This is a genomic window from Streptomyces sp. NPDC096048 (genome assembly GCF_044763415.1).
GTDB lineage: Bacteria > Actinomycetota > Actinomycetes > Streptomycetales > Streptomycetaceae > Streptomyces.
Genome location: NZ_JBIWGG010000003.1, coordinates 76,791 through 101,466, shown reverse-complemented (window position 1 = coordinate 101,466; position 24,676 = coordinate 76,791). Strand labels below are relative to the sequence as shown.

Annotated in this window: 25 protein-coding genes; 12 read left to right on the top strand and 13 right to left on the bottom strand. The window is 72.5% G+C overall.

The window, feature by feature from the left end; genetic code table 11:
* The first annotated feature begins 51 nt into the window (after positions 1–51).
* From ACIQ6R_RS08470 to ACIQ6R_RS08450, 5 genes are all read left to right on the top strand, one after another.
* Positions 52–1,416: an ABC transporter substrate-binding protein gene (locus ACIQ6R_RS08470; RefSeq protein ID WP_404185401.1), complete on the top strand. Its 1,365-nt coding sequence runs from the start codon at positions 52–54 to the stop codon at positions 1,414–1,416.
* Between the two features lie 84 nt (positions 1,417–1,500).
* Positions 1,501–2,301 carry a rhamnogalacturonan acetylesterase gene (locus tag ACIQ6R_RS08465; RefSeq protein WP_404219747.1) on the top strand — a complete coding sequence of 267 codons (801 nt, stop codon included), beginning with the start codon at positions 1,501–1,503 and terminating at the stop codon, positions 2,299–2,301.
* A 34-nt stretch (positions 2,302–2,335) separates the two neighbouring features.
* The gene (locus tag ACIQ6R_RS08460; protein WP_404219745.1) at positions 2,336–3,667 is read left to right on the top strand and encodes a polysaccharide lyase family 1 protein; all 1,332 of its coding nucleotides are present in this window, start codon (positions 2,336–2,338) and stop codon (positions 3,665–3,667) included.
* An 83-nt stretch (positions 3,668–3,750) separates the two neighbouring features.
* Positions 3,751–4,872: a pectinesterase family protein gene (locus ACIQ6R_RS08455; RefSeq protein WP_404219743.1), complete on the top strand. Its 1,122-nt coding sequence runs from the start codon at positions 3,751–3,753 to the stop codon at positions 4,870–4,872.
* Positions 4,856–6,010 carry a dienelactone hydrolase family protein gene (locus tag ACIQ6R_RS08450; protein ID WP_404219741.1) on the top strand — a complete coding sequence of 385 codons (1,155 nt, stop codon included), beginning with the start codon at positions 4,856–4,858 and terminating at the stop codon, positions 6,008–6,010. Before ACIQ6R_RS08455 ends, ACIQ6R_RS08450 begins: the two co-directional genes overlap by 17 nt.
* Here the strand turns inward: ACIQ6R_RS08450 and ACIQ6R_RS08445 are convergent.
* The 8 genes from ACIQ6R_RS08445 to ACIQ6R_RS08410 all read right to left on the bottom strand — a co-directional run bounded on the left by ACIQ6R_RS08445 (position 5,997) and on the right by ACIQ6R_RS08410 (position 13,321).
* Positions 5,997–6,842, bottom strand: a complete 846-nt coding sequence (locus tag ACIQ6R_RS08445; protein WP_404219739.1) for a hypothetical protein — start codon at positions 6,840–6,842, stop codon at positions 5,997–5,999. The two genes, ACIQ6R_RS08450 and ACIQ6R_RS08445, sit on opposite strands and share 14 nt — an antisense overlap.
* Positions 6,839–7,405 (bottom strand): SigE family RNA polymerase sigma factor, encoded by a 567-nt coding sequence (locus ACIQ6R_RS08440; RefSeq protein WP_404185383.1) that lies wholly within the window; start codon positions 7,403–7,405, stop codon positions 6,839–6,841. The genes ACIQ6R_RS08445 and ACIQ6R_RS08440 overlap by 4 nt, the downstream gene beginning before the upstream one ends.
* A 138-nt stretch (positions 7,406–7,543) precedes the next feature.
* Positions 7,544–8,995: a peptidoglycan D,D-transpeptidase FtsI family protein gene (locus ACIQ6R_RS08435; protein ID WP_404219737.1), complete on the bottom strand. Its 1,452-nt coding sequence runs from the start codon at positions 8,993–8,995 to the stop codon at positions 7,544–7,546.
* Positions 8,996–9,048: 53 nt separating this feature from the next.
* On the bottom strand, positions 9,049–9,732 hold the full coding sequence (locus ACIQ6R_RS08430) for a response regulator (RefSeq protein WP_404219735.1): 684 nt from the start codon (positions 9,730–9,732) through the stop codon (positions 9,049–9,051).
* Complete coding sequence (locus ACIQ6R_RS08425) at positions 9,729–10,994, bottom strand: sensor histidine kinase (protein WP_404219733.1); 1,266 nt, start codon at positions 10,992–10,994, stop codon at positions 9,729–9,731. Before ACIQ6R_RS08425 ends, ACIQ6R_RS08430 begins: the two co-directional genes overlap by 4 nt.
* Positions 10,991–11,995, bottom strand: coding sequence for a hypothetical protein (locus ACIQ6R_RS08420; protein WP_404219731.1), 1,005 nt, complete (start codon positions 11,993–11,995; stop codon positions 10,991–10,993). The genes ACIQ6R_RS08425 and ACIQ6R_RS08420 overlap by 4 nt, the downstream gene beginning before the upstream one ends.
* Positions 11,996–12,073: 78 nt before the next feature.
* The gene (locus ACIQ6R_RS08415) at positions 12,074–12,544 is read right to left on the bottom strand and encodes a GNAT family N-acetyltransferase (RefSeq protein ID WP_404185368.1); all 471 of its coding nucleotides are present in this window, start codon (positions 12,542–12,544) and stop codon (positions 12,074–12,076) included.
* 3 nt (positions 12,545–12,547) lie between these two features.
* Positions 12,548–13,321 carry an IclR family transcriptional regulator gene (locus tag ACIQ6R_RS08410; protein ID WP_404185365.1) on the bottom strand — a complete coding sequence of 258 codons (774 nt, stop codon included), beginning with the start codon at positions 13,319–13,321 and terminating at the stop codon, positions 12,548–12,550.
* Positions 13,322–13,433: 112 nt separating this feature from the next.
* Between ACIQ6R_RS08410 and ACIQ6R_RS08405 the strand changes: the two genes are divergently transcribed.
* The 5 genes from ACIQ6R_RS08405 (at position 13,434) to ACIQ6R_RS08385 (ending at position 17,954) form a co-directional block, all read left to right on the top strand.
* Positions 13,434–14,963, top strand: coding sequence for an aldehyde dehydrogenase (NADP(+)) (locus ACIQ6R_RS08405; protein ID WP_404219729.1), 1,530 nt, complete (start codon positions 13,434–13,436; stop codon positions 14,961–14,963).
* 126 nt (positions 14,964–15,089) lie between these two features.
* Positions 15,090–15,698, top strand: a complete 609-nt coding sequence (locus ACIQ6R_RS08400) for a DUF1349 domain-containing protein (protein ID WP_404185359.1) — start codon at positions 15,090–15,092, stop codon at positions 15,696–15,698.
* Between the two features lie 37 nt (positions 15,699–15,735).
* Positions 15,736–16,020 (top strand): hypothetical protein, encoded by a 285-nt coding sequence (locus tag ACIQ6R_RS08395; protein WP_404219727.1) that lies wholly within the window; start codon positions 15,736–15,738, stop codon positions 16,018–16,020.
* A 75-nt stretch (positions 16,021–16,095) separates the two neighbouring features.
* Positions 16,096–16,809, top strand: a complete 714-nt coding sequence (locus ACIQ6R_RS08390) for a DsbA family oxidoreductase (RefSeq protein WP_404219725.1) — start codon at positions 16,096–16,098, stop codon at positions 16,807–16,809.
* Positions 16,810–16,868: 59 nt separating this feature from the next.
* Entirely contained in the window at positions 16,869–17,954 is a 1,086-nt protein-coding gene (locus ACIQ6R_RS08385) for an aminotransferase class V-fold PLP-dependent enzyme (protein WP_404219723.1), read from the top strand.
* A gap of 124 nt (positions 17,955–18,078) precedes the next feature.
* On the opposite strand, the gene thpD is transcribed toward ACIQ6R_RS08385, so the two are convergent.
* From thpD to ACIQ6R_RS08360, 5 genes are all read right to left on the bottom strand, one after another.
* Positions 18,079–18,978: an ectoine hydroxylase gene (gene thpD, locus ACIQ6R_RS08380; RefSeq protein WP_404185348.1), complete on the bottom strand. Its 900-nt coding sequence runs from the start codon at positions 18,976–18,978 to the stop codon at positions 18,079–18,081.
* 6 nt (positions 18,979–18,984) lie between these two features.
* Complete coding sequence (locus tag ACIQ6R_RS08375) at positions 18,985–19,383, bottom strand: ectoine synthase (protein ID WP_404185345.1); 399 nt, start codon at positions 19,381–19,383, stop codon at positions 18,985–18,987.
* Positions 19,384–19,473: 90 nt separating this feature from the next.
* Complete coding sequence (ectB, locus tag ACIQ6R_RS08370) at positions 19,474–20,745, bottom strand: diaminobutyrate--2-oxoglutarate transaminase (RefSeq protein ID WP_404185342.1); 1,272 nt, start codon at positions 20,743–20,745, stop codon at positions 19,474–19,476.
* 133 nt (positions 20,746–20,878) lie between these two features.
* Positions 20,879–21,394, bottom strand: coding sequence for a diaminobutyrate acetyltransferase (gene ectA / locus ACIQ6R_RS08365; RefSeq protein ID WP_404185339.1), 516 nt, complete (start codon positions 21,392–21,394; stop codon positions 20,879–20,881).
* A 329-nt stretch (positions 21,395–21,723) separates the two neighbouring features.
* Positions 21,724–22,854 (bottom strand): pyridoxal-phosphate-dependent aminotransferase family protein, encoded by a 1,131-nt coding sequence (locus ACIQ6R_RS08360; RefSeq protein ID WP_404220304.1) that lies wholly within the window; start codon positions 22,852–22,854, stop codon positions 21,724–21,726.
* A gap of 168 nt (positions 22,855–23,022) precedes the next feature.
* Between ACIQ6R_RS08360 and ACIQ6R_RS08355 the strand changes: the two genes are divergently transcribed.
* A complete protein-coding gene (locus ACIQ6R_RS08355; protein ID WP_404219721.1) occupies positions 23,023–23,523 on the top strand; it encodes a hypothetical protein in 501 nt (166 codons plus the stop codon).
* Between the two features lie 44 nt (positions 23,524–23,567).
* Complete coding sequence (locus ACIQ6R_RS08350) at positions 23,568–24,665, top strand: amidohydrolase family protein (RefSeq protein WP_404185333.1); 1,098 nt, start codon at positions 23,568–23,570, stop codon at positions 24,663–24,665.
* Positions 24,666–24,676 lie beyond the last annotated feature (11 nt).

The window sequence follows — 24,676 nt, the reverse complement described above, 5'->3', positions numbered from 1 at the left end:
TTCACCGCTCCGTTCAACCCTCCGTTGGATCCAGAAGAAGAGAGCCGACCAATGAAGATCAGCATGCGCAGCAGCAGAAGCACAGGCAGGCGCCGGACCTCCGCCGCCGTCGCCCTGGGGGCCGTGCTCGCGCTGACCGCCACCGCCTGCGGTGACGACGGCAGCGGGGCGGGCGGCGACAAGGGAGCCGAGGGCAGCGGCAAGGGAAAGATCGTCTTCTGGGACAACAACGGCGGTATCCGTACGGCCGTCTGGAAGCAGATCATCGCCGACTTCGAGAAGGCGAACCCGGACATCGACGTGGAGTACGTCGGGATCGCCGCCACCGAGTACCAGTCCAAGGTCGACACCGCCATCCAGGGCGGCGGACTGCCGGACGTCGGCGGTGTCGGCGCGGCGATGCTCGCCGGGTTCTCGGCCCAGAACGCCCTGGAGCCGCTGGACGACCGGCTCGCCAAGTCCTCCCTCGGCGGCAAGCTCAACAAGGACATGGTCGAGTCCCTGAAGGCGGCCGGCGGCGGCGACGGCACGCTGTACTCGGTGCCGACCTCCGCGAACAACGGCGTCCTCTACTACCGCACCGACCTGTTCGACAAGGCCGGGCTGGACGCGCCGACGACGTGGGACAAGTTCTACGAGGCCGCGGAGAAGCTGACCGACGAGGACAAGAACGAGTTCGGTTACACCATCCGCGGCGGCTCCGGCTCCATCGCGCAGGCGCTCGACGCGATGTACGGGCAGTCCGGCATCACCTCGTTCTGGGACGCCGGCAAGAAGAAGACCACCGTCAACGACCCGAAGAACGTCGAGGCGCTGGAGAAGTACGCGGCCCTCTACAAGAAGGCCACGCCGGCCGCCGACGTCAACAACGACTTCGCCAAGATGGTCGCCCAGTGGGACTCCGGCACGATCGGCATGCTCAACCACAACCTGGGCTCCTACCAGGATCACGTGAAGGCGCTCGGCGTCGAGAAGTTCCGCGGCATTCCGCAGCCGGTCGGCGCTTCCGGCAAGCGGGTCCAGGTGTCCAACCCGGTCGACGGGCTCGGCGTGTTCAAGAGCTCCAAGAACAAGGAGGCCGCCTGGAAGTTCATCGAGTTCGCCACCTCGCCCGAGCAGAACTCGAAGTTCAACGAGTCGGCGGGGCAGGTGCCGTCGCACACGGAGGCCGCGAAGGCCGCGTGGATCCAGAAGGCGGAGCCGACGAAGCTGGCGGCCCAGGCGCTGAACGACGGGTCGACGACCATCGTCCAGCTGCCGTACTACCTGCCGGACTGGAACACGATCTCCAAGGCGGACAACGAGCCGAACCTGCAGAAGGTGCTGCTCGGCAAGATGAGCGCGAAGGCGTTCCTCGACACGATGGCCGAGCAGCTGAACGAGGCGCAGGCCGAGTGGACGGAGCAGATGGGTTAGTCCTCTGCTTCGCCGTGGGGCGGCCCGTGTGTCGCAGGCCGCGGGCCGTCCCTGTCCGCCCCCTCTCCCGAAAGGCGCTCCGGCGTGTCACTCACCCGCAGACAGGTCACCTCGGCTGCCGTTTCCGCTGTTCCCCTCGTGTTCGCCGCCACCGGCACCGCCCGAGCCGGCGGACACCGCCCCCGCACCCTGCACATCGCCGGCGACTCCACCGCCGCGCAGAAGTACGCCGACGCCGCGCCGGAGACCGGGTGGGGGATGGCGCTGCCGTTCTTCCTCCGCAAGGGCCTCGGTGTGGCCAATCACGCCGTGAACGGACGCAGTTCCAAGAGCTTCGTCGACGAAGGGCGGCTGGACGCCGTCCTCGACGCGATCCGGCCCGGTGACCTCCTGCTCGTCCAGTTCGCGCACAACGACGAGAAGGACGAGGACCCCACCCGCTACACCGAGCCCTGGACGACGTACCAGGACTACCTCCGGCTGTACGTCGACGGTGCCCGGGCCCGCGGGGCGCGGCCGGTGCTGGCCACGCCCGTCGAGCGGCGCCGGTTCGACGCGGCGGGCGACGCGCGGCCGAGCCACGGGGAGTACCCGGCGGCGATGCGGGCGCTCGCGCGGCAGGAGGGGGTGGCGCTGCTCGACGTACAGGCGCTGTCGCTCGCGCTGTGGCAGCGGCTCGGTTTCGAGGGCACCAAGGCGTACTTCAACTGGACCGCCACCGAGCAGGACAACACCCACTTCAACCCGCCCGGCGCGATCGCCGTCGCCCGGCTCGTCGCGCGGGAATCGCAGCGCACGCGGGTGCTGGCGCACCGGGACGTGCGCCGGCTGGACGAGGACATCCCCGAGTCCTGGATCAACTGGCCGGCCTCGGCCACCGCGTAGCACCCCCGACCCACGGAAAAGGGAGAGTCGCACCATGAGCACATCGAGATGGCATGAGCATGCCATAAAGCGAACCGCCGCGCTGGCCGGCTGCACCGCCCTCGTACTGACCCTGACCGGCACCACCGCGCAGGCCCGCCCCGACCACCACCCCCGCGACACCGCCCGGCAGACCCTGCCGGCCAACGACGGCTGGGCCTCCCACGGCACCGGCACCACCGGCGGGGCCGCCGCCGACGCGGAGCACGTGTACACCGTCGCCACCTGGGCCGAGTTCAAGGCCGCCCTCGCCGCCGGCGGCAGCGCGCCCAGGATCATCAAGGTGAAGGGCACGATCGACGCCGTCTCCGAGGGCTGCGACGCCTTCGCCGCGCCCGGCTACGACTTCGGCGCCTACCTGGAGAAGTACTCCCCGCAGAGCTGGGGCCTGGAGACCGACCTGAGCGACGAGCCCGAGGACAGCCCCGAGGGACTGCGCCGCATCTCCGCCGACCGGCAGAACCAGGCCATCAAGGCGAACGTCCCCGCGAACACCACGATCATCGGCGTCGGGCGCAACGCCGGCCTCAAGGGCGCCAGTCTCCAGATCAAGGGCGTCGACAACGTCATCGTCCGCAACCTGACCTTCGAGAGCCCCGTCGACTGCTTCCCGCAGTGGGACCCCACCGACGGCGACAAGGGCAACTGGAACTCCGAGTACGACAGCGCCGTCGTGTACGGCTCCACCCACGTCTGGCTGGACCACAACACCTTCACCGACGGCGAGCACCCCGACAGCGCGGCGCCCACCTACTTCGGCATGCTGTACCAGCAGCACGACGGCCAGCTCGACATCGTGCGCGGCGCCGACTACGTCACCGCCTCCTGGAACGTCTTCACCGAGCACGACAAGACGATCCTCATCGGCAACAGCGACAGCGAGTCCACCGCCGCCGGAGACCGCGGGCACCTGCGGACGACCTTCCACCACAACCTCTTCAAGGACCTCGTCGAGCGCGCCCCGCGGGTGCGGTTCGGGCAGGTCGACGTCTACAACAACCACTTCGTGGCGGGCGACGACTACGCCTACAGCTTCGGCGTCGGCAAGGAGTCCCAGCTCGTCGCCGAGCACAACGCCTTCACCCTGCCGGACGGCGTCAGCCCCGCGAAGGTGCTGAAGAGGTGGAACGACTCGCCCCTCACCGCCGCGCACAACCGCGTCAACGGCCGCGGCACCGACCTGATCGCCGCGCACAACGCGGCGAACCCGGGCACGCCCCTGCGGTCCGGCGCGGGCTGGACGCCCACCCTGCGCACCAAGGTCCTCCCGGCCTGGGCGGTCCCCTTCGTCGTCGACCACGGCGCGGGCGCCGGCCGCCTGCGCTGACCCTCAGAACCGAGGGCCGGGGCGCCCGCACCGCCCCGGCCCTCCCGCACCCGCCACGCAAGCGCACCCGAAGGAGCACCGGCATGCACCGACCCGCCCTGTCCCGCAGAGGCTTCCTCCTGACGACCGCCGGCGCGGGCGCCGCCCTCGGCCTCGCGGCAGGCCCCGCCGTCGCCGGCACCCGACCGCGCCCCTTCGGCAGGTACGGTTCCCCGGCCGCCCGCCGCACCCCGAAGACCCTGTACGTCGACTTGCACGGACGCGGCGACTTCACCTCCGTACAGGCCGCCGTCACCGCGGCCGAGGGCCCCGGCTGGACACTGGTCATCGCCCCCGGCACCTACCGCGAGACGGTCTCCGTCGACGCCGACCGCACCGAAACGACCTGGCTCGGCGCCGGCGCGGACCCCCGCGACGTCGTCATCGTCTTCGACAACGCGGCCGGCACCCCCAAACCGGACGGCTCCGGCACCTACGGCACCAGCGGCTCCGCCACCACCACCGTGCGGGCCGACGGCTTCACCGCCCGCCGGATCACCTTCGCCAACGACTGGCTGCGCGCCGACCACCCCGGCTTCACCGGCACCCAGGCCGTCGCGATCAAGGTCCAGGGCGACCGCTCGGCGTTCCACGACTGCCGCTTCCTCGGCCACCAGGACACCCTCTACGCCGACACCCGCGACCTCGGCCACTTCGCCCACCAGTACTACGCCCACTGCTACGTCGAGGGCGACGTCGACTTCGTCTTCGGCCGGGCGACGGCCGTCTACGAGGGCTGCCACTTCCGCACCCTGGTCCGCGCCGACCTGTCCGGCGCCCCCCACGGCTTCGTGTTCGCCCCGTCCACGGCGGGCGCCAACCCGCGCGGCTACCTCGTCACGCGCGGCCGCGTCAGCAGCGAGGCCCCCGACGGCTACTACAAGCTGGCCCGCCCCTGGGTGCCCAGCTCCGACACCTCCGCCCGCCCGATGCTCACCGTGCGCGAGACCCACCTCGGCGCGGGCATCGACGCGGTCGCGCCCTACGCCAACATGCGGGACGCGCACCCCTGGCAGGAGCAGCGCTTCCGGGAGTACCGCAACACCGGCCCCGGCGCCGCGGTCACCGTCCCGGAGAACCGGCCCCGGCTCACCCGCGCCGAGGCCGCGTCGCACACCCGGGAGGCGTACCTCGGCGACTGGCGGCCGTATGACCGCCACCGGTGACCTGCCCGACGACCCGAGCGGTCCGCTGCCCGGCTTCCATCCGGCGCTCAGGGCCGAACTGACCTTCCCGCTCGCCTGGGGCAGCTCGCCGGAACGCGACTTCGAGGCGTGGCGGCGGGCGGCCCGCGCGACGGTCGAGGACCACCTCCTCGTGGGCCGGCAGGACGACACGCCGTACGCCCCGGAGTTCACCGCCCGCTCGGACGGCGACGGATACACGCGGGAACTGGTCACCCTCTCCCTCACCCGCTACGGGCGGGTCCGCGGCGCCCTGCTCACCCCGCACGGCGCCGGGCCCTTCCCGGCCGTCCTGCTCCTGCACGACCACGGCTCCCGCTTCGACATCGGCAAGGAGAAACTGGTCCGGCCCTGGTACGACGACTCCCGGCTCGCCGCCGCCGAGGACTGGGCGGACCGGCACTTCGACGGACGCTTCCTCGGCGACGAACTGGCCGGGCGCGGCTACGCCGTGCTCTGCGCGGACGCCCTGGGCTGGGGAGACCGCGAACCGCTCACCTACACCCGGCAACAGGCCCTGGCCGGCAACCTCTTCCACCTCGGCAGTTCCCTCGCCGGGCTCCTGGCCCGCGAGGACGAGCGCGCCGCCGGCTTCCTGGCCTCCCTCGACCGCGTGGACGCCCGGCGGGTCGCGGCCGTCGGCTTCTCCATGGGCGGCTACCGCGCCTGGCAGACCGCCGCCCTCAGCGACTTCGTCGCCGCCGCGGTGAGCGTGTGCTGGATGACCGGTCTGAAGGAGATGATGGTGCCCGGCAACAACACCCTGCGCGGGCAGTCTGCGTTCCACATGCTGCACCCCGGACTCGCCCGGTACCTCGACCTCCCCGACGTGGCGAGCATCGCCGCGCCCAGGCCGATGCTGTTCCTCGGCGGCGAGCAGGACCGCCTGTTCACCGCCGAGGGCGTCCGCACCGCCTACGCCAGGCTGCGCGCCGTCTGGCACTCCCGCGGCGCCGCCGACCGGCTGCGCACCGAGACCTGGCCGGACGTCGGCCACGCCTTCCCGCTGCGCATGCAGGACGAGGCCTTCGGATGGCTGGAGTCGGTCCTCGCCGCACCGGCCCGACCGCCCGGGGAGGGAGGGGTGCCGCGTCCTCGGGGCTTGTTCACGAAAGAGTGAAGTCGCCCCGCACCGAGAGCCGTTCGGACCCGGCGGTGGCCGTCGCGGAGTACCGGTCGCGGCCCGCGTCCCGGCCGCCGCGGTCGTGGTCGTACTGGCCGGCGAACATCCACTCGCCCGCCGGGACCGTGCGGCCCCGCTTGAGCGTCCACCGGTAGGCGAGGGAACCGTCCCGCTCCTCGACCGTGAACGTGAAGTCCTCCTCCGGCAGCGACCGCCAGGCGCCGGTGGACGCGACCCCGCCGGTCTGCGCCACCCGGAGCTCGACGGTGAGCGCGGTCAGCGGTTCACCGGTCCTCAGGGTGATGTTGCTCTGGGCCCAGAAGTCGTTGCTGTGCGGGTCCACCGCGCCGTCCGACCACAGCGGGCCGTCCTCGACGGCGGAGACCGGCGGCCGGGCGGTCGCGCCCCCGGTCGCGGCCGGCGGCCGGGAGGAGGCGGGGGTGTCCGGGGTCCCCGTCCCGGGCGGGGCGCTCGGCGTCGGGTCGGCCGGCGGGGCGGGCGCCCGGCTGGTGGCGGCCTCCGGTGACGGCGTGGGGGTCGGCGAGGTGACGACCGCACGCTGCGGGGGAGCGTCGTCCTTGACCGCGGACGCGACCGCGTAACCGCCGACCGCCAGGACGCCCGCCACCGCGGCCGTGGCACCGGCCACCCGGGCCCAGCCCAGCAGCGGCGGACGCATCGCCCCGTGGCGGCCGGGGCGGGCCTGGCCCTGGTCGGCCATGCCGCGCTCGACCCGCGTCAGGATGCGCGCCCGGTCGGGCTCGTGCGCCCTGGCCGCCTCGTGCAGCCGGGCGCGCAGCTCCTCGTCCACACCTCGCCGCCCGGTCATCGGTTCCTTCCCGCGGCCCCACCGCTGCGCGCGATCGCCGCGTGCACCTGTTTCGGAGCCGTCCGTGTGCCGAGTGACCGCTGCAGTTCGGCCATCGCCTTCGACGTCTGGCTCTTCACCGTACCCACCGAGACGCCCAGGGCGAGCGCCGTGTCCTTCTCGGAGAGGTCGAACGCGTGCCGCAGCACCACGCACGCCCGCTTGCGGAACGGCAGTCGGCGCAGTGCCTCCTGGACGTCCACCACACCCGCGACGTCCGGGTTCTCCGTCCTCTCCTCGCGCTGCGACCAGAACAGGGCGACCCTTCTGCGCTCCCGCACGGCGGTGCGGACCCGGGTGCGGGCGAGGTTGGCGACGACACCGCGCGCGTACGCCACCGGACGGTCGGCCGCGCGGACCCGGTCCCAGCGGTGCCACAGGGCCAGCAGGGCGTCCGCGGCGAGGTCGTCGGCGGCGTCCGGCTCACCGGTCAGCAGCTGGGCGAGCCGGGAGAGTTCCGCGTAGTGGCGCTCGAAGAAGGCGTGGAACTCCGCGGCGGCGGCGTCGTCGACGACTGTCCCCACGGGCGGACTCTCCTCGCAGCGGCTTCCCCGGCGTCGAACAGCCGTGCGCCGGGCCGGAGTCCGGCACTGTAGCAGCGTCCGACGCGCCGCCGTGCGGTGCGTCGAACGCCGTATGGGAGACCGAACGGCCCGGGGGAGTCAGCCCTTGAGCGCCGCCTCCATCATCGCCTTGGCCACCGGGGCCGCCAGGCCGTTGCCGCTGACCTCGGAACGGGCCGCGTCGGACTGCTCGATGATGACCGCCACGGCCACCTCCTTGTCCGAGGAGTCGGACTTGGCGTACGAGGTGAACCAGGCGTACGGGGTCTTGCTGTTGTTCTCGCCGTGCTGTGCCGTGCCCGTCTTGCCGCCCACGGTCGCGCCGGAGATCCGCGCGTTCGACCCCGTGCCCTTCTCCACGACGGTCTCCATGGCCGACCGGAGCTGCTCGGCGGTGGAGGAGGAGACGATCCGCTTCGAGTCCGGGTCGGTGTCCTCCAGGATGTCGCCGCCGCTGTCGGTGATCTGGGACACCATGTGCGGGGAGACCAGCTCGCCGCCGTTGGCGAGGGCCGCCGAGACCATCGCCATCTGCAGCGGGGTCGCCGTCACGTCGAACTGGCCGATGCCCGTCAGGGCCGTCGACGACTTGTTCATGTCCTTCGGGTACACGCTGGTGTACGCCCGCACCGGCACGTCCTGCGACTCGTCGTTGAAGCCGAACCTCTCGGCCATCGCCCGCAGCTTGTCCTGGCCGAGGTCCACGGCCATCTTCGCGAAGACGTTGTTGCACGAGTACTGCAGCGCGGTGCGGATCGTGGCGTCCTCGCAGGGCGCGTTCGGGTTCTCGTTCGTCAGGTCCGTCACGGTGCCCGGCAGCGTGTAGGGGTCCGGGCTGTCGGTCTCCTCGTCCACCGACCCGTACAGCCCGTCCTCCAGCGCGGCGGCCGCCACCACCAGCTTGAACGTCGAGCCCGGCGGCAGCGGCTGGCGCAGCGCGCGGTTGGTCAGCGGCTTGTCCGGGTCACTGGTCAGCCTCTCCCAGGCCTCACCGGCGGTGTTGGCGTCGGTCAGCGACGTCGGGTCGTACGACGGGGTCGACACGACCGACAGGATCCGGCCCGTCTTCGGGTCGATCGCGACGGCGGCGCCCTTGGTCTCGCCCAGCGCCTCGAACCCGGCCTTCTGCACCTCCGGGTCGATCGTCGTGACCACGTTGCCCGGCTCGGCCCGGGTGCCGGTGATCGTGTCCATCACCGTCTTCAGCCGCGGGTCGGTGCCGTTGAGCACGTCCTGGTAGATGCCCTCCAACTGCGTCGGCGCGTACGCCTGCGAGGCGTAGCCCGTCACCGCCGCGTACAGCTTGCCCTTCTCGTACGTGCGCTTGTAGGCGAGGTCACCGCCCTCCGTCGGCGCCGAGCCGGTGATCGACCGGCCGGCCACGATGATGTTCCCGAGCGGCTCCGCGTACGTCTCGATCGCGTTCCGCCGGTTTTCCTTGTCGTCCGCGAGTGCCCGGCCCTCGTAGAACTGCACCCAGGTCGCTCTGATCAGCAGAGCGAACACCAGGAGCAGCGTGAAGACCGATGCGCGCCTGATCGTCTTGTTCATCCCACTGGGAAGACGAACGGGCGGGAGCGAATCGTTCCGTCCGCCCCGATTTCTCATCTTCCGTTCATGAAGCCGGCCTCGTAGGCCAGGATGACCGCCTGGGTGCGGTCCCGGGCGCCGGTCTTCGCCAGCACCGACGCCACATGGGTCTTCACCGTGGCCGGCCCGACCCCCATGCGCTGCGCCGTCTCCGCGTTGGTCAGCCCGGTCGCCATCAGGCGCAGCACCTCGCCCTCGCGTCCGGTGAGCCGCGCCACCCAGGCCGGCCGGGCGGGGTTCGCGCGCGCGTGCTCGGCCGCCAGCGTCCGTACCGCCGCCGGGAACAGCAGCGTGTCGCTGTGCGCCACCAGCCGTACGGCCTGGACGAGCGTGTCCGCGTCGGCGCGCTTGAGCAGGAAGCCGGCGGCCCCGGCGCGCAGCGCGTCGTAGACGTAGGAGTCGTTCTCGAAGGTGGTCACGACCACGACGCGGGGCGGCTCGTCGAGGGTGGCGAGGATCTGCTCGGTGGCGCGGATGCCGTCGACCTCGGGCATGCGGACGTCCATGAGGACCACGTCCGGCCGGGTCTCCCGGACGACGGAGACGGCCTCGGCGCCGGTGGCCGCCTCGCCGGCGACCTCCAGGTCCGGTTCCGCGGAGAGGATGGCGCGCAGGGCGGTGCGGACCATGCGCTCGTCGTCGGCCAGGACGATCCGGATCGGCGGGCGGGCCACACGGTCTCCTTCGGGCGGGGTCATACGGTTCCCTTCAGCGGCAGTCGTACGTGGAGCCGCCACGCCCCCTCGACGCTGCCCGCCTCGGCCGCGCCGCCCAGCAGCCGGGCCCGGTCGGCGATGCCGCGCAGTCCGTGGCCGCCACCGGTGCGGCGCGATGTGCCGCCGGTCCCGCAGGCCTCGACGAGGGGATTCTCGACGGTGATCCGCAGGTGATCGTCCAGCACGTCGACGCGCAGCGCCACGGGGACCTGTCCGCCCGCGTGCCTGAGCGCGTTGCTCAGCCCCTCCTGCACGATCCGGTAGGCCTCGCGGGAGACCAGCGGCGGAAGCGCCTCCGGGTCGGTGGCGACGGTGGCCGCCACCCGCAGCCCGCCCGCGCGCGTGCGGCGCAGCAGCCCGTCGAGGTCGGCGGCGAGCGTCGGCGCAGGCGCGGTGCCGGGCGCGTCGCCGTCCCGCAGGACGCCCAGTACGGCGTCGAGTTCGCCGACCGTGCGGCGGGTGGTGTCCTCGATCGCGGCGAGCGCCTCGCGGGCGAACTCCGGGTCGGTGTCCAGGAGCCGGCGGGCCGCGCTCGCCTGAAGGGTGACCGCGCTCAGGGCGTGGCCGACGGAGTCGTGCAGCTCGCGCGCGAGCCGGTTGCGGACGGCGAGGTCGGCGGCGCGTGCCTCGGCCGCCGCGACCCGGTCCTCGGGGGACGGGCCGAGCAGCGCGGGCGCCCAGCGGGCCAGCAACGCGCCGCACCCCACGGCGCAGCCGGCGAGGGCGACCAGCATCGCGGCGCCCGCGACCGGCGCCAGCGCGAGTGCCCAGACGTGCTGGAGGACGCCGGGCAGCCCCATCCGGTCGTCGCGCAGCGCCGGTACGAAGGGCAGCGCGATCAGCGCGGCCGCGAACGGCGGCACGGCGAGCGACATCCCCGCGATGATGCCGCCGGCCCCCAGGTGCAGCGTGAACCAGGCCGCCGTCCGCCCCTTCTCGCCCTTGGTGCGGGCGGGCCCGTAGGCGAGCCGGTCGGCGTCCACGCCGCACAGCCACCGCACGACGCCGGCCTCCAGCGGGCGGGTCAGCGGGAACAGCGAAGTGACGGCGGCGAGCGGCAACCCCAAGGCGAACGAGGCCAGTTGCAGGGACAGCGAGCGGAAGACGTCCGCGTCCCCGGCGACGGGGCCGACGACGACCGAGCCCACGAGGACGTACGGCATGGCGAGCGCGCCGCCGAGGATCAGGTGGATCCACCGCAGGCGCGCCCGCCGGCCGAACAGGAACCGGGCGAGAGCGGTCACGGCAGCCTGCGGGCCGTGGCCGACCGCCGGGCGAGGAAGTGGGCGCCGACCGAGGCGAGAAGGAGACCGACGGTCATCTGGCCAGCGTAGGCGAACATCATCAGCGGTGCCGGGCGGTCGGTGGGATCGTCGGCCGGCATCAGCGCGGCGAGCAGCACCCAGCCGCCCCAGCAGGCCGCGGCGCCGGAACAGACCCAGGCCCAAGCGAGGGGCACCGTGACCGGCAGGACGCGGGCGCGGCGGAAGGCGAGCAGCAGGGTGCCGATGACGGCCGCGAGGAGGAAGGCGACGTGCATGCCCTCCAGCGCCCGGAAGTCACTGGTGCGGTCCCCGGCCCCGAGCCCCGCCGTGCCGCCGCACGCCCAGTACAGCCGGACGGCGAGCGGGAACGACGCGAGGATCGCCGCGACGAGAGCGACCGCCTGGTACGGCGCCCGGACGACGCCGGCCGGCAGCTCCCCCACCCGCCCGCGCCACAGACGTCCCCAGCGGTCACGCGCGTGGAGCACGAACAGCCCCCCGAGGGCGAGTCCCTGCACGATGAACCCGGTGTACACGATCACGAACACCCACGGGTGGAGGAAGGCCTCGCGTCCCGGGCCGGACGCCGTCGCGGTGTCGCCGCCGAGCGCCCGGGTGAGGAGCTGCAGGGGGAACCCCGCCATGATCGGCGCGAGCAGCCCCCCGGCGACCCACACCGGGAACGCCAGCGGCCACGCGGGCACCCGCAGACCCCACGGCCGGGTCAGCATCAGGGCCAGCACGATCACACAACTGTCCAGCAGCAGCGTGAGCCCGTTGGCCAGGACCATGGTGACCCGGTGGTCCAGCAGGACGCTGCCTTCCGGGATCCCGACCCGACTCCCCGCGATCCAGGCGACCTTGAGCGCGAGGTACGGCAGACAGGCGAGGACGGCGACCGCCCGCAGCGGCCGGCGGGCCCGGGCGGGGCCGGGGGCCGAGGCGGGCGGGGAGGGCGTGGGGGCGAGCGTCTGCGTCATGCCTCCACGCTCCCGCGCGGACACCCCCGGGCACCTCCTGCGCACCGACGATCCGCCTCCGCCGCGCGGCGGAGCCGGTCAGCCCGCGAGGTGGAGTACGACCTCGTCGATCTCCTCGCCCCGGGCAGGGGCGAACCCCCGGGCCTGGGCGCTCTCTTGGAAGCCGCACTTCTCCAGGACACGCAGCGACCCGGCGTTGTCCGCCGCCGCCCGCGCGTACAGCGGGCGGTCCGGCACCTCGGCCAGCAGCACGCGCAGCGCCGCCGTGGCCACGCCCCGGCCCCAGTAGGCCCGGTCCACCCAGTACGTCACCTCGCGTTCGCCCGGCTCCCCGTACACCGCCGCGCTGCCGATGACGTCACCGTCGCCGAGGATCGTCCTGACGACATCGACCGAGGCCCGGATCTTTCTCCAGTGGGTCTCGAAGGCGTGCCAGTCCGCCGGATCCTCGGGGGTGAAGGCCGCCATGCGCAGGGCCTCGGGATCGTTCATCTGCCGGAAGAAGACGGGCAGATCGCTGTCGTGAACCTCGCGCAGAGCGATGTGCATGGATCAGAGCCTACGCGTGGCGAGCGTCAGCCGGTCCCGCGCGTCGAACAAGGCGTCCTTCACCATCTGCTCGTGCGCGGGCGTCAGCCGCGCCACCGGCACCGAGCAGCTGATCGCGTCCCGCGCGGGGGTGCGGTAGGGGACCGCCACGCCGAAGCAGCGCAGCCCCAGCGTGTTCTCCTCGCGGTCCACGGCGAAGCCCTGCTCCCGCACCTGGTGCAGCTCCTCGATGAGCCGCTCCCGGTCGGTGATCGTGTGCTCGGTCAGCGCGGGCAGCGTGTCCGGGAGCAGCTTGCGGACCTGCTCGTCGGTGTACGTGCTCAGCAGCGCCTTGCCCAGCGACGTGGAGTGCGCGGGCAGCCGGCGGCCGACCCGGGTGAACGGCCGCAGGTAGTGCTGCGACTGGCGGGTGGCGAGGTAGACGACGTTCGTGCCGTCCAGCCGCGCGAGGTGGATGGTCTCGGTCGTGTCGTCGGAGAGCCGGTCCAGCGTCGGCCGCGCCGCCGCGACCACCTCGTCGCCGTCGATGTACGACGTGCCGACCAGCAGCGCCCGTACGCCGATGCCGTACCGCGTGCCGGTCGCGTCCGTCTCCACCCAGCCCAGCTCCACCAGCGTGCGCAGCAGCATGTAGAGGCTGGACTTGGGATAGCCGACGGCCTCCTGGACCGACGCGAGGGAATGCATACCGGGGCGTCCGGCGAAGTACTCGAGCAGTTCAACCGTCCGCACCGCGGACTTGACCTGCGCTCCGCCCCCCGTCTCGACAGCCGACATCGCCCTTGACCCCTTCGTTCGACGGGAAATAGTCTCGACAGCATATTCATCAGTAGAGACAGCGTTCAGTATATCGAACGAGTTCCAGGTACAGCACGTGAAGGGACCCGCGGTGGCAGCAGCACCAGTCTGGAGTGTCGACCCCCGTACCGGGAAGCAGCGTGAACAGGTCGCGGTGGAAGCCACGGCCCAGGAGGTGGACGCCGCCGTCCGCGCCGCGCACGCCGCCCGGGACGCCCTCGCCGACCGGAGGGTGCGCGCGGCCTTCCTGCGCACCGCCGCCGACGAGCTGAAGGCGGCCGAGAGCACCCTCGTCGAGGTGGCCGACGCGGAGACCGCGCTCGGCCCGGTCCGGCTCACCGGCGAACTCGCCCGCACCTGCTACCAGCTGCGGGCCTTCGCCGGCATCGTCGACGAGGGCGAGTTCCTCGGTGTCGTCGTCAACCACCCCGACGACACCGCGACCCCGCCGATCCCGGACCTGCGCCGCTACAAGGTGCCCCTCGGCGTCGTCGCCGTCTACTCGGCCTCCAACTTCCCCTTCGCCTTCTCCGTCCCCGGCGGCGACACAGCGAGCGCCCTCGCGGCCGGCTGCCCCGTCGTCGTCAAGGCCCACCCCGACCACCCGGCCCTGTCCGAGCTGGTCGCCAAGGTGCTGCGCCGGGCCGCCGCCCGGCACGACCTCCCGGAAGGCGTCGTCGGCCTGGTGCACGGCTTCGAGGCGGGCGTCGAACTGATCGGGCACCCGCTGGTCGCGGCGGCCGGCTTCACCGGATCCGTGCGCGGTGGCCGCGCGCTGTTCGACGCGGCGGCGGCGCGCCCCGTCCCGATCCCCTTCCACGGCGAGCTGGGCTCGCTGAACCCGGTCGTCGTCACCGAGGCGGCGGCCGCCGAGCGGGCGGAGGCGATCGGCGCGGGGCTGGCCGGTTCGATGACGCTGGGCGTCGGCCAGTTCTGCGTGAAGCCCGGCCTGGTCCTGGTGCCGTCGGGCGCCGCCGGTGACGGCCTGGTCAAGTCCCTCACGGACGCGGTCAGCGACACCGACGCCGGCGTGCTGCTCGACCACCGCATGCGGGACAACTTCGTCGCCGGCGTCGCCGAGCGCGCCGCGCTGCCCGACGTGGACTCCCCGGTGACGCCGGGCTCGGGCGGCGAGCACACCGTCGCCGCCGGGTTCCTCACGGTGCCGGCCGGGCGGCTGGCGGCGGAGGGCGAGCACGACCTGCTCCTGGAGGAGTGCTTCGGGCCGGTCACCGTGGTGGCCCGCTACGAGGACGAGGCCGAGGTGCGGGGGGTGCTGTCGCGGCTGCCGGGGAACCTCACGGCGACGGTTCAGCTGTCCGCCGAGGAGGCGGCGGGTCGGGGGCGCGGGGCGGAGATTCTCGCGGAGCTGACGCCGCTAGCGGGGCGGGTGCTGGTCAATGGCTGGCCGACGGGGGTCGCGGTCGCCGCGGCTCAACAGCACGGGGGGCCGTACCCTGCCACGACGTCGACGTCCACGTCGGTGGGGGGCGCGGCCATCGAGCGGTGGCTGCGGCCGGTCGCCTATCAGGGGGCGCCTGAGGCGTTGTTGCCGCCGGAGCTGCGGGATGACAATCCGCTGGGGCTGCCTCGGCGGTTCAACGGGGTTCTGGAGCGATAGCACCGCGGGCGCGGGTCGGTCCGCCGCCGCGGCGCCGACTCGGCCGGTCGCGCCCACGCGGCGGGGCCGCGAGTCGATGCGGCCCCGCGCCCCTGCGTATCCGCACGGACCGGAGATCATTCGCAGATGGACATCGAGATATCCGAACTGCCCTTCTCCCTCCGTCCCTATGGTCCCGACGGCAACTGGTCCTACAAGGACGGTGTGCTCACCGGGTCGGCCGGCCCCCGGCAGGACCGGTTCGTGCCGCCCACCGGTGAGGTGCTGGAGTCCGCCTCCGACGCGCCCCGGCTGCTGGGCGCTCCCGACGGCGACTTCCAGCTGATCGCCCGCGTCACGGTCGGGTTCAACGGCGCTTTCGACGCCGGGGTCCTCTACGTCCACGTCGGGGAGCGGGCCTGGGCCAAGCTGTGCCTGGAGTACTCCCCGGACGTGCCCACCGTCTGCACGGTGGTCACCCGGGGGCACTCCGACGACTGCAACTCCTTCACGGTGGAGGGTGGTTCCGTCTGGCTGCGGGTCAGCCGGACCGGACGGGCCTTCGCCTTCCACGCCTCCCTCGACGGCGAACGCTGGACCTTCGTCCGGCTGTTCACCCTGGGCGACGAGAAGGAGACCGGCGCGGCCCTGGTGGGGTTCCTGGCGCAGGCGCCCACGGGGGAGGGGTGCGAGGTGACGTACGACCACCTGGAGTTCCGGCCGGCCTGGCCGGCGGACCTGCGCGACGGCGGCTGACGCGACCGGAAGACCCGGCTCCCGCGTCCTGCGTTGCATGATCGACGAACGTGTGACCGGGAGCCGGGTGATCCGTACCGTCCTGCCCGCCCAGGCGGAGGCCGTGGCCGCCCTGCCCGCCCGGGCCCGGGCGACGTACTGCCCGGACGGGCTCCCCGACGACGGATTCGACCGGGTCGGGGAGCCCGTCCTGGACGTACACGTCGACAACGGACGAGCCCGGGCCTTCTACGCTCACCGGGGCCGGGTCCCCGACCCGGAGAACCCGCCCGCCGAGGGCGACCACCACCTGGTCCTGCGCTTCGACGTGCCCGGGGAATGAGACCGACTGGTTGAAGGTTCACGTACGGGGCGGGGAAGTCCTCCGCACCCGTACGACCTGGAGAAGAGCCGAGACATGCGCGTCGAGATCTGGAGCGACATCGCCTGCCCGTGGTGTTACGTGGGCAAGGCCCGCTTCGAGAAGGCGCTGGCGGCCTTCCCGCACCGTGACGGCGTCGAGGTGGTCCACCGGTCGTTCGAGCTGGACCCGGGGCGGGCCAAGGACGACGTCCAGCCCGTGCTGACGATGCTCACCGCCAAGTACGGCATGAGCGAGGCGCAGGCGCACGCCGGTGAGGACCATCTCGGAACGCAGGCCGCCGCCGAGGGTCTGGAGTACCGCACCCGGGGCCGCGACCACGGCAGCACCTTCGACATGCACCGGCTGCTGCACCTGGCCAAGGAGCGGGGTCGGCAGGAGGCGCTGCTGGACGCGCTCTACCGGGCCAACTTCGCCGACGAGCGCTCCGTCTTCGACGACGACGAGCGGCTCGTGGAGCTGGCCGTCGCCGTCGGCCTGGACGAGGACGCCGCCCGCGAGGTGCTCGCCGACCCCGCCGCCTACGCCGACGAGGTGCGTGCCGACGAGGACGAGGCCGCGCGGCTCGGGGCCACGGGCGTGCCGTTCTTCGTGCTCGACCGGGCGTACGGCGTCTCCGGCGCCCAGCCCGCCGAGGTCTTCGCCCAGGCGCTGACCCGGGCGTGGGGCGGGCGCACGCCGCTGAAGGTGATCGACGACGGGGGCGCCGAGGCGTGCGGCCCGGACGGGTGCGCGGTCCCGCAGGACTGAAACCGCAGGTGGGGACGGTCGCATAAGCGACGCTTGGAGGAACCGCGTAGAAATACGCGATGGACGGGGAGGTCGCGGAGCCGCACGATGGTGCCATGGAGAGCTTCGAGAACCTCGTCCGCACCGAGTTCGCCCCGAAGACCACGTACCTGAACACCGCCAGCACCGGCCTGCTTCCCGCCCGGACCCTCGTCGCGATGCGTGACGCGGCGGCGTCCGCGGCCCAGGGGCAGCCGCTCGACATGTTCGCGGACGTCGAGGCGTGCCGGTCCGCCTTCGCCCGGCTCGTGGGGGTGCCCGCCACCCGGGTCGCGGCCGGCGCCTCGGTCGCCACGTTCAGCGGGCTCGTCGCCGCCTCGCTGCCCGCGGGCGCCGAAGTCCTCACCGCTGAAGCCGACTTCAGCTCCCTGGTGAATCCCCTGCACACGCGCGGTGACCTGAAGGTGCGCAGCGTGCCGCTGGAGCGGATCGCCGAGTCGGTGGGCCCGGACACCGCGCTCGTCGCGGTCAGCGCCGTCCAGTCCGCCGACGGGCGGATCGCCGACCTCGCGGCGCTGCGGGACGCCGCCCGGGCGCACGGCGCGCGGACGCTGGTCGACGCCTCCCAGTCCAACGGGTGGCTGCCGCTGGCCGCCGACGACTTCGACTACGTGGCCGCCGTCGCCTACAAGTGGGTGCTCTGCCCCCGGGGCGTCGCCTTCCTCGTCGTACCGGAGGACTTCGGCGGACTCACGCCGCTGTTCGCCGGGTGGGCGTCGGGCGAGCGTCCCTGGGACAGCTGTTACGGGCCCGTCGAGGAACTCGCGCACTCCGCACGGCGCTTCGACGAGAGCCCGGCCGTCCTCTCCTACACCGGCGCCCGGCACTCCCTGGCCCTGGTCGAGGAGCTGGGCGTGGACGCCGTGCACGCCCACGACACCGCCCTCGCCGACCGGTTCCGGCAGGGGGTGCGCTCGCTCGGCCACGAGCCGGTGCCCGCGCCGGGCTCCGCGATCGTGTCCGTGCCCGGACTCGGCCACCGGCAGGGCGGGCTGAGCCGGGCCGGCGTGCAGGTCTCGGACCGGGCGGGCAATCTGCGGGCCGCCTTCCACCTGTACAACACGGCGGCGGACGTCGACCGGCTGCTGGACGTGCTGGCGGGCTGAGACGACCGGGACGGCCGGGACGCCGGGGCCGGGAAAACCGGGCCGGGACAGCCGGGCCGGGACAGCATCGGGCAGGGGCCTCCCGTCCCACACGGAGAGGCCCCTGCCCGGGTTCAGCCGCGGGTCACCTCACCGGAGTGAAGTCCCGTGCGCCGATGAACTCCGGCCGCCGGATCGGTGCCGCGAACGGCTCGACGGCCGTGTTCTCCACGCTGTTGAACACGATGAACACGTTGCTGCGCGGGAACGGCGTGATGTTGTCGCCCGACCCGTGCATGCAGTTGCAGTCGAACCAGGTCGCCGAGCCGGCCTTGCCGGTGAACAGCTTGATGCCGTACTCCGAGGCCATCTTCGTCAGCGCCTCGTCGGACGGCGTCCCCGCGTCCTGCATCTGCAGGGACTTCTTGTAGTTGTCCTTCGGCGTGGCCCCCGCGCACCCGAGGAACGTCTTGTGCGACCCCGGCATGATCATGAGACCGCCGTTGGTGTCGTAGTTCTCGGTGAGCGCGATCGAGACCGAGATCGTCCGCATGTTCGGCAGGCCGTCCTCGGCGTGCCAGGTCTCGAAGTCCGAGTGCCAGTAGAAGCCGCTGGCTCCGAAGCCGGGCTTGACGTTGATCCGCGACTGGTGGACGTAGACGTCCGAGCCGAGGATCTGCCGGGCCCGCCCGACCACCCGCTCGTCGCGCACCAGCTTGGCGAAGACCTCGCTGATCTTGTGCACCTCGAAGACGGACCGGATCTCCTTGGACTGCGGCTCCACGATCGAGCGCTCGTCCGCGCGGATGGCCGGGTCGGTGGTGAGCCGCTCCAGCTCGCGCCGGTAGACGTCGACCTCGTCCGGTCCGATGAGCTGGTCGATGGCGAGGAAGCCGTCGCGGTCCAGCGCCTGCAGGTCACCGGCCGAGACGGGACCGGGCGTGTCCGGGGAGCCCCAGACGACCGGGTCCTGCCGGGGAGTCGCCACCTCGGTGGCGCCGCGGGTGGGATAGAGATCGGTGACGTTCGTGGTCGTGATGGTCACGGTGACTCACACCTCCTCGGTGAGCAGCGGGTAGACGCCGTTCTCGTCGTGATCCTCCCGTCCGGTCACGGGCGGGTTGAAGACACAGATGCAGTGGAAGTCCTCCTTGACCTTGAGCGTGTGCCGCTCGTGGCCGTCGAGGAGGTACATCGTGCCCGGGGTGATGTGGTACGTCTTCCCGGTCTCGCGGTCGGTCAACTCGGCGTCGCCCTTGGTGCAGACGACGGCCTCGATGTGGTTCGCGTACCACATGGACGTCTCCGTACCCGCGTACAGAATCGTCTCGTGGACGGAGAAACCGACCCTCTCCTTCGCGAGGACGATGCGCTTGCTCTCCCAGGTGCCGGACGCCGATTTCACGTGCCGGTCGGTGCCTTCGATCTCCTTGAACGAACGGACGATCACGGTGTTGCGATGCCTCCTAGGTGAAGGGTGTGCAAGGGTCCCCGGCGCCTTCGGCCGCACGGGCCGAAGGCGCCGGAAGCAGTGGTGCGGTCAGGCGGTCTCGCGCACGGCCCGCGCGAGGGTCTTCATGCCCTCGTCCAGCTCGTCGGGCGTGATGGTGAGCGCCGGGAGCAGCTTGACGACCTCGCTCTCGGGGCCGGACGTCTCGATGAGCAGCCCCAGCTCGAAGGCGCGCTTGGCGATCCGGCCCGCACGGTCCTTGTCGTGGAACTCCAGGCCCCAGACCAGGCCGCGGCCGCGGTACTCCTTGACGTCGGCGAGGTTCTCCTCGGTGATGGCGATCATGTGCTGCTCGACCTGCTCACCGCGGGCGCGGGTCTGCTTCTCCATCGCCGAGCCGTCGGCCCAGTACGCCTCCAGCGTGGCGGTCGCCGTGACGAACGCGGGGTTGTTGCCGCGGAAGGTGCCGTTGTGCTCGCCCGGCTCCCAGACGTCCAGCTCGGGCTTGAACAGGGTCAGCGCCATGGGCAGGCCGTAGCCGCTGATCGACTTGGAGACGGTGACGATGTCCGGCGTGATGCCCGCCTCCTCGAAGGAGAAGAAGGCGCCGGTACGGCCGCAGCCCATCTGGATGTCGTCGACGATGAGCAGCATGTCCTGCCGCGCGCACAGGTCGGCCAGGGCCCGCAGCCACTCGGCCCGGGCGACGTTGATGCCGCCCTCGCCCTGCACCGTCTCGACGATCACGGCGGCCGGCTTGTTCAGGCCGGACCCCTGGTCCTCCAGCAGCCGCTCGAACCAGATGAAGTCCTCGACCGTGCCGTCGAAGTAGTTGTCGAACGGCATGGGCGTGCCGTGCACCAGCGGGACGCCGGCGCCGGCCCGCTTGAAGGCGTTGCCGGTCACGGCGAGCGAGCCCAGCGACATGCCGTGGAAGGCGTTGGTGAACGACACGATCGACTCGCGCCCCTTCACCTTCCGCGCCAGCTTCAGCGCGGACTCCACGGCGTTGGTGCCCGTCGGGCCCGGGAACATGACCTTGTACGGCAGGTCACGCGGCCGGAGCACCAGGTTCTGGAACGTCTCCAGGAAGCGGCGCTTGGCGGTGGTCGACATGTCGAGACCGTGCGTGACGCCGTCCCGCTCCAGGTAGTCGATCAGCGCGCGTTTCAGGACGGCGTTGTTGTGCCCGTAGTTGAGCGAGCCCGCTCCGGCGAAGAAGTCGAGGTACTCGTGGCCGTCCTCGTCGTACATGCGGCTGCCGAGCGCACGGTCGAAGACGGTGGGCCAGCCGCGGCAGTAGCTGCGCACCTCGGACTCGACGGTCTCGAAGACGCTGAGGTCGGGCTGGGTGATGGTCACGACGAATCGCTCCTCGTTGGGTGAGGGTGGGAGAGGAAGGTCGTACGAATCCGGCGGAACCGGTGCGGTCCCGGCCGGGAAGTCTTGGGGAGCCGGACGGTCCGGGGTGGCCGGATCGCCCGGGAGCCGGGCGTCAGCGGCCGGCCGCGGTCAGGGGTCCGATGCGGTACAGCACCTCGGGCTCGTGCGGCCCGTCGGGGAACAGGCCCGTGTCGAACAGCACCTCGCGCTCCAGCCGGGCGCCGTGGCGCTCGGCGAACGAGGTGAACAGCCGCTGCGAGGCGGTGTTGTCGGGTGAGATGGTGGTCTCCACGGTGGTCAGGCCGAGCTCCGCGACGGTCCGGGCGGCCAGCCCGTCGAGCAGGGAGGCGGCGAGCCGGCGCCCGCGGTACGCCTCGTCCACCGCTATCTGCCACACGAGCAGCGTGTCCGGCCGGTCCGGGCGTACGTACCCGGTGACGAAGCCGACCGGCACACCGTGCCCGTCCCGGGCGACGGCCGACGTGGCGGCGAAGTCCCGGCACCAGAGCAGATAGCTGTAGGACGAGTTCAGGTCGAGGACCTTCGAATCCCTCGCTATCCGCCACAGGGCGGCCCCGTCGGCCACTCTCGGACGGTCGATTTGCAGGTCTGCTTGCGCGGCAGTCATGCGAATTGAATTTACCCAGCGAAATTCGAAATTGCATCGCCGCATGGGGTTACGTATGGGCGCGTCATGTGTTATCACGCGGGCGCGTGCTTCCGCGCGAGCTGGCGGCGGTATGTCAGAGTTTGACCCGCCCATAGGCCACAAAACGGGCAGCATGTGGATCGGGTCACAATCGCGTAACCCGTGCGAGACGTGCCCGAAATGTGAAGATCGGGGCTCGTGGAATCCGCGTGTTTAGGTCTCGGAAAAGCGGGCAGAAGAATACGGGAAGCTGTGCTGAGTGTAATTACTTAATTCTGTTTGTGTGAGCGTCGGGAATTCCCCTGAATTCATGCTTCCGAAAGGTTGGGTCCGGCCGGCCGGTCCCAGGCGTCCTCGGCGGCCCGCCGAGCCGCCTCCGGATCGGCCTTCAGGCCTCTCTCGGCCAGCGCGGCACCCAGTGCCGCCAGACACCCCTGCACGGCCCCCCGCGTCGCGTCCGGACCGTAGTGGTTGACGCGGATCATCTCCGCCGCGAGCGCGCCCCCGCCCGCGGCCAGCGGCAGCGCCGGGTCGGACTCCAGGGCCCGGGCCACCAGCTCGGACGCGTCGACGTCCGCCGGCGCCCGCAGGGTCGTCGCCACCGGCGCCGCGTCCGTGGCCTCGTACACGTACGGCTCCAGACCGCCGCCCAGCGCGAGCGCGCCGGCCCGTGTGGCCGCCGCCGCCGACGCGTGCCGCCCCATCACCGTCCCGAGGCCCGCCGCCTCGATGCGCTCCACGCACGCCTCCAGCGCGAGCATCTCCAGCTGCGCCGGCGCGTGCGGCAGCGCCTTGCGCCCACCGTCGGTCCAGCGCTCCTTCCAGTCCAGCAGCGACAGGTACGACCGGCGCGGCGCCCCGGGATTCGCGGCCATCCGCGCCCACGCCCGCTCGCTCACCGACACCGCCGACACGCCCGCCGGACCGCCCATCGCCTTCTGCGCGCCGATCACGCACAGGTCCACGCCCCACTCGTCCGGCAGCACCGGCTCGGCGCCCACGGAGGCCACGGCGTCCAGGTAGAACAGCGCGCCGTGCGCCCGGACCACCTCGCCGATCTCCGCGACCGGGTTGGTGTTCCCGGTCGCCGCCTCGGCGTGCACCAGGGACACGAAGTCGATCTCCGGGTGCTCGGTGAAGGCATGGCGGACCTGCCCGGCGGACACGGCCGTGTGGAACGGCACGGAGAGGTCGTGCACGGTCGCGCCGCAGTCCCGCAGCCAGTTCCCGAAGGTCTGCCCGTACGGCCCCGTGACGACGTTCAGTGCCACGGTGCCCGGCCCGGCTGCGGCGCGGATGGCGCCCTCCAGCGGCAGCAGCGCCTCGCCCTGCATGATCACGACGTCCTGGCCGGTGCCGAGCAGGCGCGCGACCCGGTCCTCGATCGCGGCGAAACGGCCGGCGCTCAGCGGGGCGAGGTCCAGGAAGGGGTGGGTCACTGTGCTGCTCTCTTCGCTCACGGGCAGGTGTACGGCACGTACGGAGTCGAGAGTAACCACGGCCCCTGGCGCCACTCGCGTCGGAGGGCATCCGTTGCGACACCCCCACGCCCGGAATTGTGGCTTCCGCCACAGCGGTGGTGATCGTCCGCCTGGTGGACTCGGGCCGTGTCCGCTCTCCTGCTGCTCGTCCTCGTGGCGGTCGTGACCGCCGTCGTCCTCGCCCGCCGCCCCGGCACGTACGTCAGCCCTGCCCCCGGGGCGGGCGGTGCCGCTTCCGCGCCCGTCCGCCCCGGTGGGGGGTTCCGCGTACTGGCGGGGTGTGCCGGTGCGGCGGCCGCCCTGCTGTACGTCTGGGGCGCGCTGTGTGTGGCTCTCGCGGTCATGGAGGCGGAGGACGGCGGCACGGGATCCGCGCCGTCGCGGCCCTGCCGCACGAGCGAGCATCCGGAGCTGTCCGCCCGGGTCGTCGACTACTCGGCCTCCTACCTGCCCCTCCGCTTCCGCTGCGAGACCGCCGACGGCGACGGATACGACTCCGACGACGTCCCCGGCTACGTCAACCCCGGCGTCGCCGCCCTGGCCCTGACGGCCGTGGCGGGCGCCGTCGCGGCCGGGTACGCGACCGAGCTCCGCGCCCGCGCGGCAGCACGGAGCGACGGCCGGTAGACCGGGCCTTCGAACACCCCCGCAGCCCGGTCTAAGGTGCGGGCATGAGCGATCGCACGGTGCTGCACGTGAAGGGTCGGGTGCTCGTCGGACCGCGGGACGAGGACGTCCGCGACGAGCTGTGGGTGATCGACGGCCGGGTCTCGTACGACCGCCCGGCCGGGGCCGCCGACGTCCGCACCGTCGAGGGCTGGGCACTGCCCGGTCTGGTCGACGCGCACTGCCACGTCGGCCTCGACCGGCACGGGGCCGTCCCCGAGGACGTCGCCGAGAAGCAGGCGCTGACCGACCGCGAGGCGGGCACCCTCCTCATCCGTGACGCGGGCTCCCCCTCCGACACCCGCTGGATCGACGACCGCGAGGACCTCCCGAAGATCATCCGGGCCGGGCGGCACATCGCCCGCACCCGCCGCTACATCCGCGACTACGCCTGGGAGGTCGAGCCCGAGGACCTCGTCGCGTACGTCGCCCAGGAGGCCCGGCGCGGCGACGGCTGGGTGAAGCTGGTCGGCGACTGGATCGACCGCGACCTCGGCGACCTGTCCGCGTGCTGGCCGCGCGGCGCCGTCGAGGCCGCGATCGCCGAGGCCCACCGGCTCGGCGCCCGCGTCACCGCGCACTGCTTCGCCGAGGACTCCCTGCGCGACCTGGTCGAGGCCGGCATCGACTGCGTCGAGCACGCCACGGGCCTGACGGACGACACCATCCCGCTCTTCGCCGAGCGGGGCGTCGCCATCGTGCCGACCCTCGTCAACATCGCCACCTTCCCCGCGCTCGCCGACGGCGGCCAGTCCAGGTTCCCGCGCTGGTCGGCCCATATGCGCCGACTCCACGAACGCCGCTACGACACCGTGCGCAACGCCTACGACGCCGGCATCCCGGTCTTCGTCGGCACCGACGCGGGCGGCTCCCTGGCCCACGGCCTGGCGGCGGCGGAGGTCGCGGAACTGGTCACCGCCGGCATCCCGCCCGTCGAGGCCCTCGCCGCGACGACCTGGGCCGCCCGCGGCTGGCTCGGGCGTCCCGGGCTGGACGAGGGCGCGCCGGCGGACCTGGTGGTGTTCGACGCGGACCCGCGCGCGGACGTGCGCGTGCTCGCCGCTCCGCGCCGGGTGGTGCTGAACGGGCGGGTCGTCGGTTAGCCGACGCGGGT

Excerpts from the sequence above, each read along its gene's own strand:
- ACIQ6R_RS08470 (WP_404185401.1), top strand. The coding sequence starts at position 52 with ATGAAGATCAGCATGCGCAGCAGCAGAAGCACAGGCAGGCGCCGGACC.
- ACIQ6R_RS08460 (WP_404219745.1), top strand. The coding sequence starts at position 2,336 with ATGAGCACATCGAGATGGCATGAGCATGCCATAAAGCGAACCGCCGCG.
- ACIQ6R_RS08455 (WP_404219743.1), top strand. The coding sequence starts at position 3,751 with ATGCACCGACCCGCCCTGTCCCGCAGAGGCTTCCTCCTGACGACCGCC.
- ACIQ6R_RS08450 (WP_404219741.1), top strand. The coding sequence starts at position 4,856 with ATGACCGCCACCGGTGACCTGCCCGACGACCCGAGCGGTCCGCTGCCC.
- ACIQ6R_RS08445 (WP_404219739.1), bottom strand. The coding sequence starts at position 6,842 with ATGACCGGGCGGCGAGGTGTGGACGAGGAGCTGCGCGCCCGGCTGCAC.
- ACIQ6R_RS08435 (WP_404219737.1), bottom strand. The coding sequence starts at position 8,995 with ATGAACAAGACGATCAGGCGCGCATCGGTCTTCACGCTGCTCCTGGTG.
- ACIQ6R_RS08430 (WP_404219735.1), bottom strand. The coding sequence starts at position 9,732 with ATGACCCCGCCCGAAGGAGACCGTGTGGCCCGCCCGCCGATCCGGATC.
- ACIQ6R_RS08420 (WP_404219731.1), bottom strand. The coding sequence starts at position 11,995 with ATGACGCAGACGCTCGCCCCCACGCCCTCCCCGCCCGCCTCGGCCCCC.
- ACIQ6R_RS08415 (WP_404185368.1), bottom strand. The coding sequence starts at position 12,544 with ATGCACATCGCTCTGCGCGAGGTTCACGACAGCGATCTGCCCGTCTTC.
- ACIQ6R_RS08410 (WP_404185365.1), bottom strand. The coding sequence starts at position 13,321 with ATGTCGGCTGTCGAGACGGGGGGCGGAGCGCAGGTCAAGTCCGCGGTG.
- ACIQ6R_RS08400 (WP_404185359.1), top strand. The coding sequence starts at position 15,090 with ATGGACATCGAGATATCCGAACTGCCCTTCTCCCTCCGTCCCTATGGT.
- ACIQ6R_RS08395 (WP_404219727.1), top strand. The coding sequence starts at position 15,736 with ATGATCGACGAACGTGTGACCGGGAGCCGGGTGATCCGTACCGTCCTG.
- ACIQ6R_RS08390 (WP_404219725.1), top strand. The coding sequence starts at position 16,096 with ATGCGCGTCGAGATCTGGAGCGACATCGCCTGCCCGTGGTGTTACGTG.
- ACIQ6R_RS08385 (WP_404219723.1), top strand. The coding sequence starts at position 16,869 with ATGGACGGGGAGGTCGCGGAGCCGCACGATGGTGCCATGGAGAGCTTC.
- ectA (WP_404185339.1), bottom strand. The coding sequence starts at position 21,394 with ATGACTGCCGCGCAAGCAGACCTGCAAATCGACCGTCCGAGAGTGGCC.
- ACIQ6R_RS08350 (WP_404185333.1), top strand. The coding sequence starts at position 23,568 with ATGAGCGATCGCACGGTGCTGCACGTGAAGGGTCGGGTGCTCGTCGGA.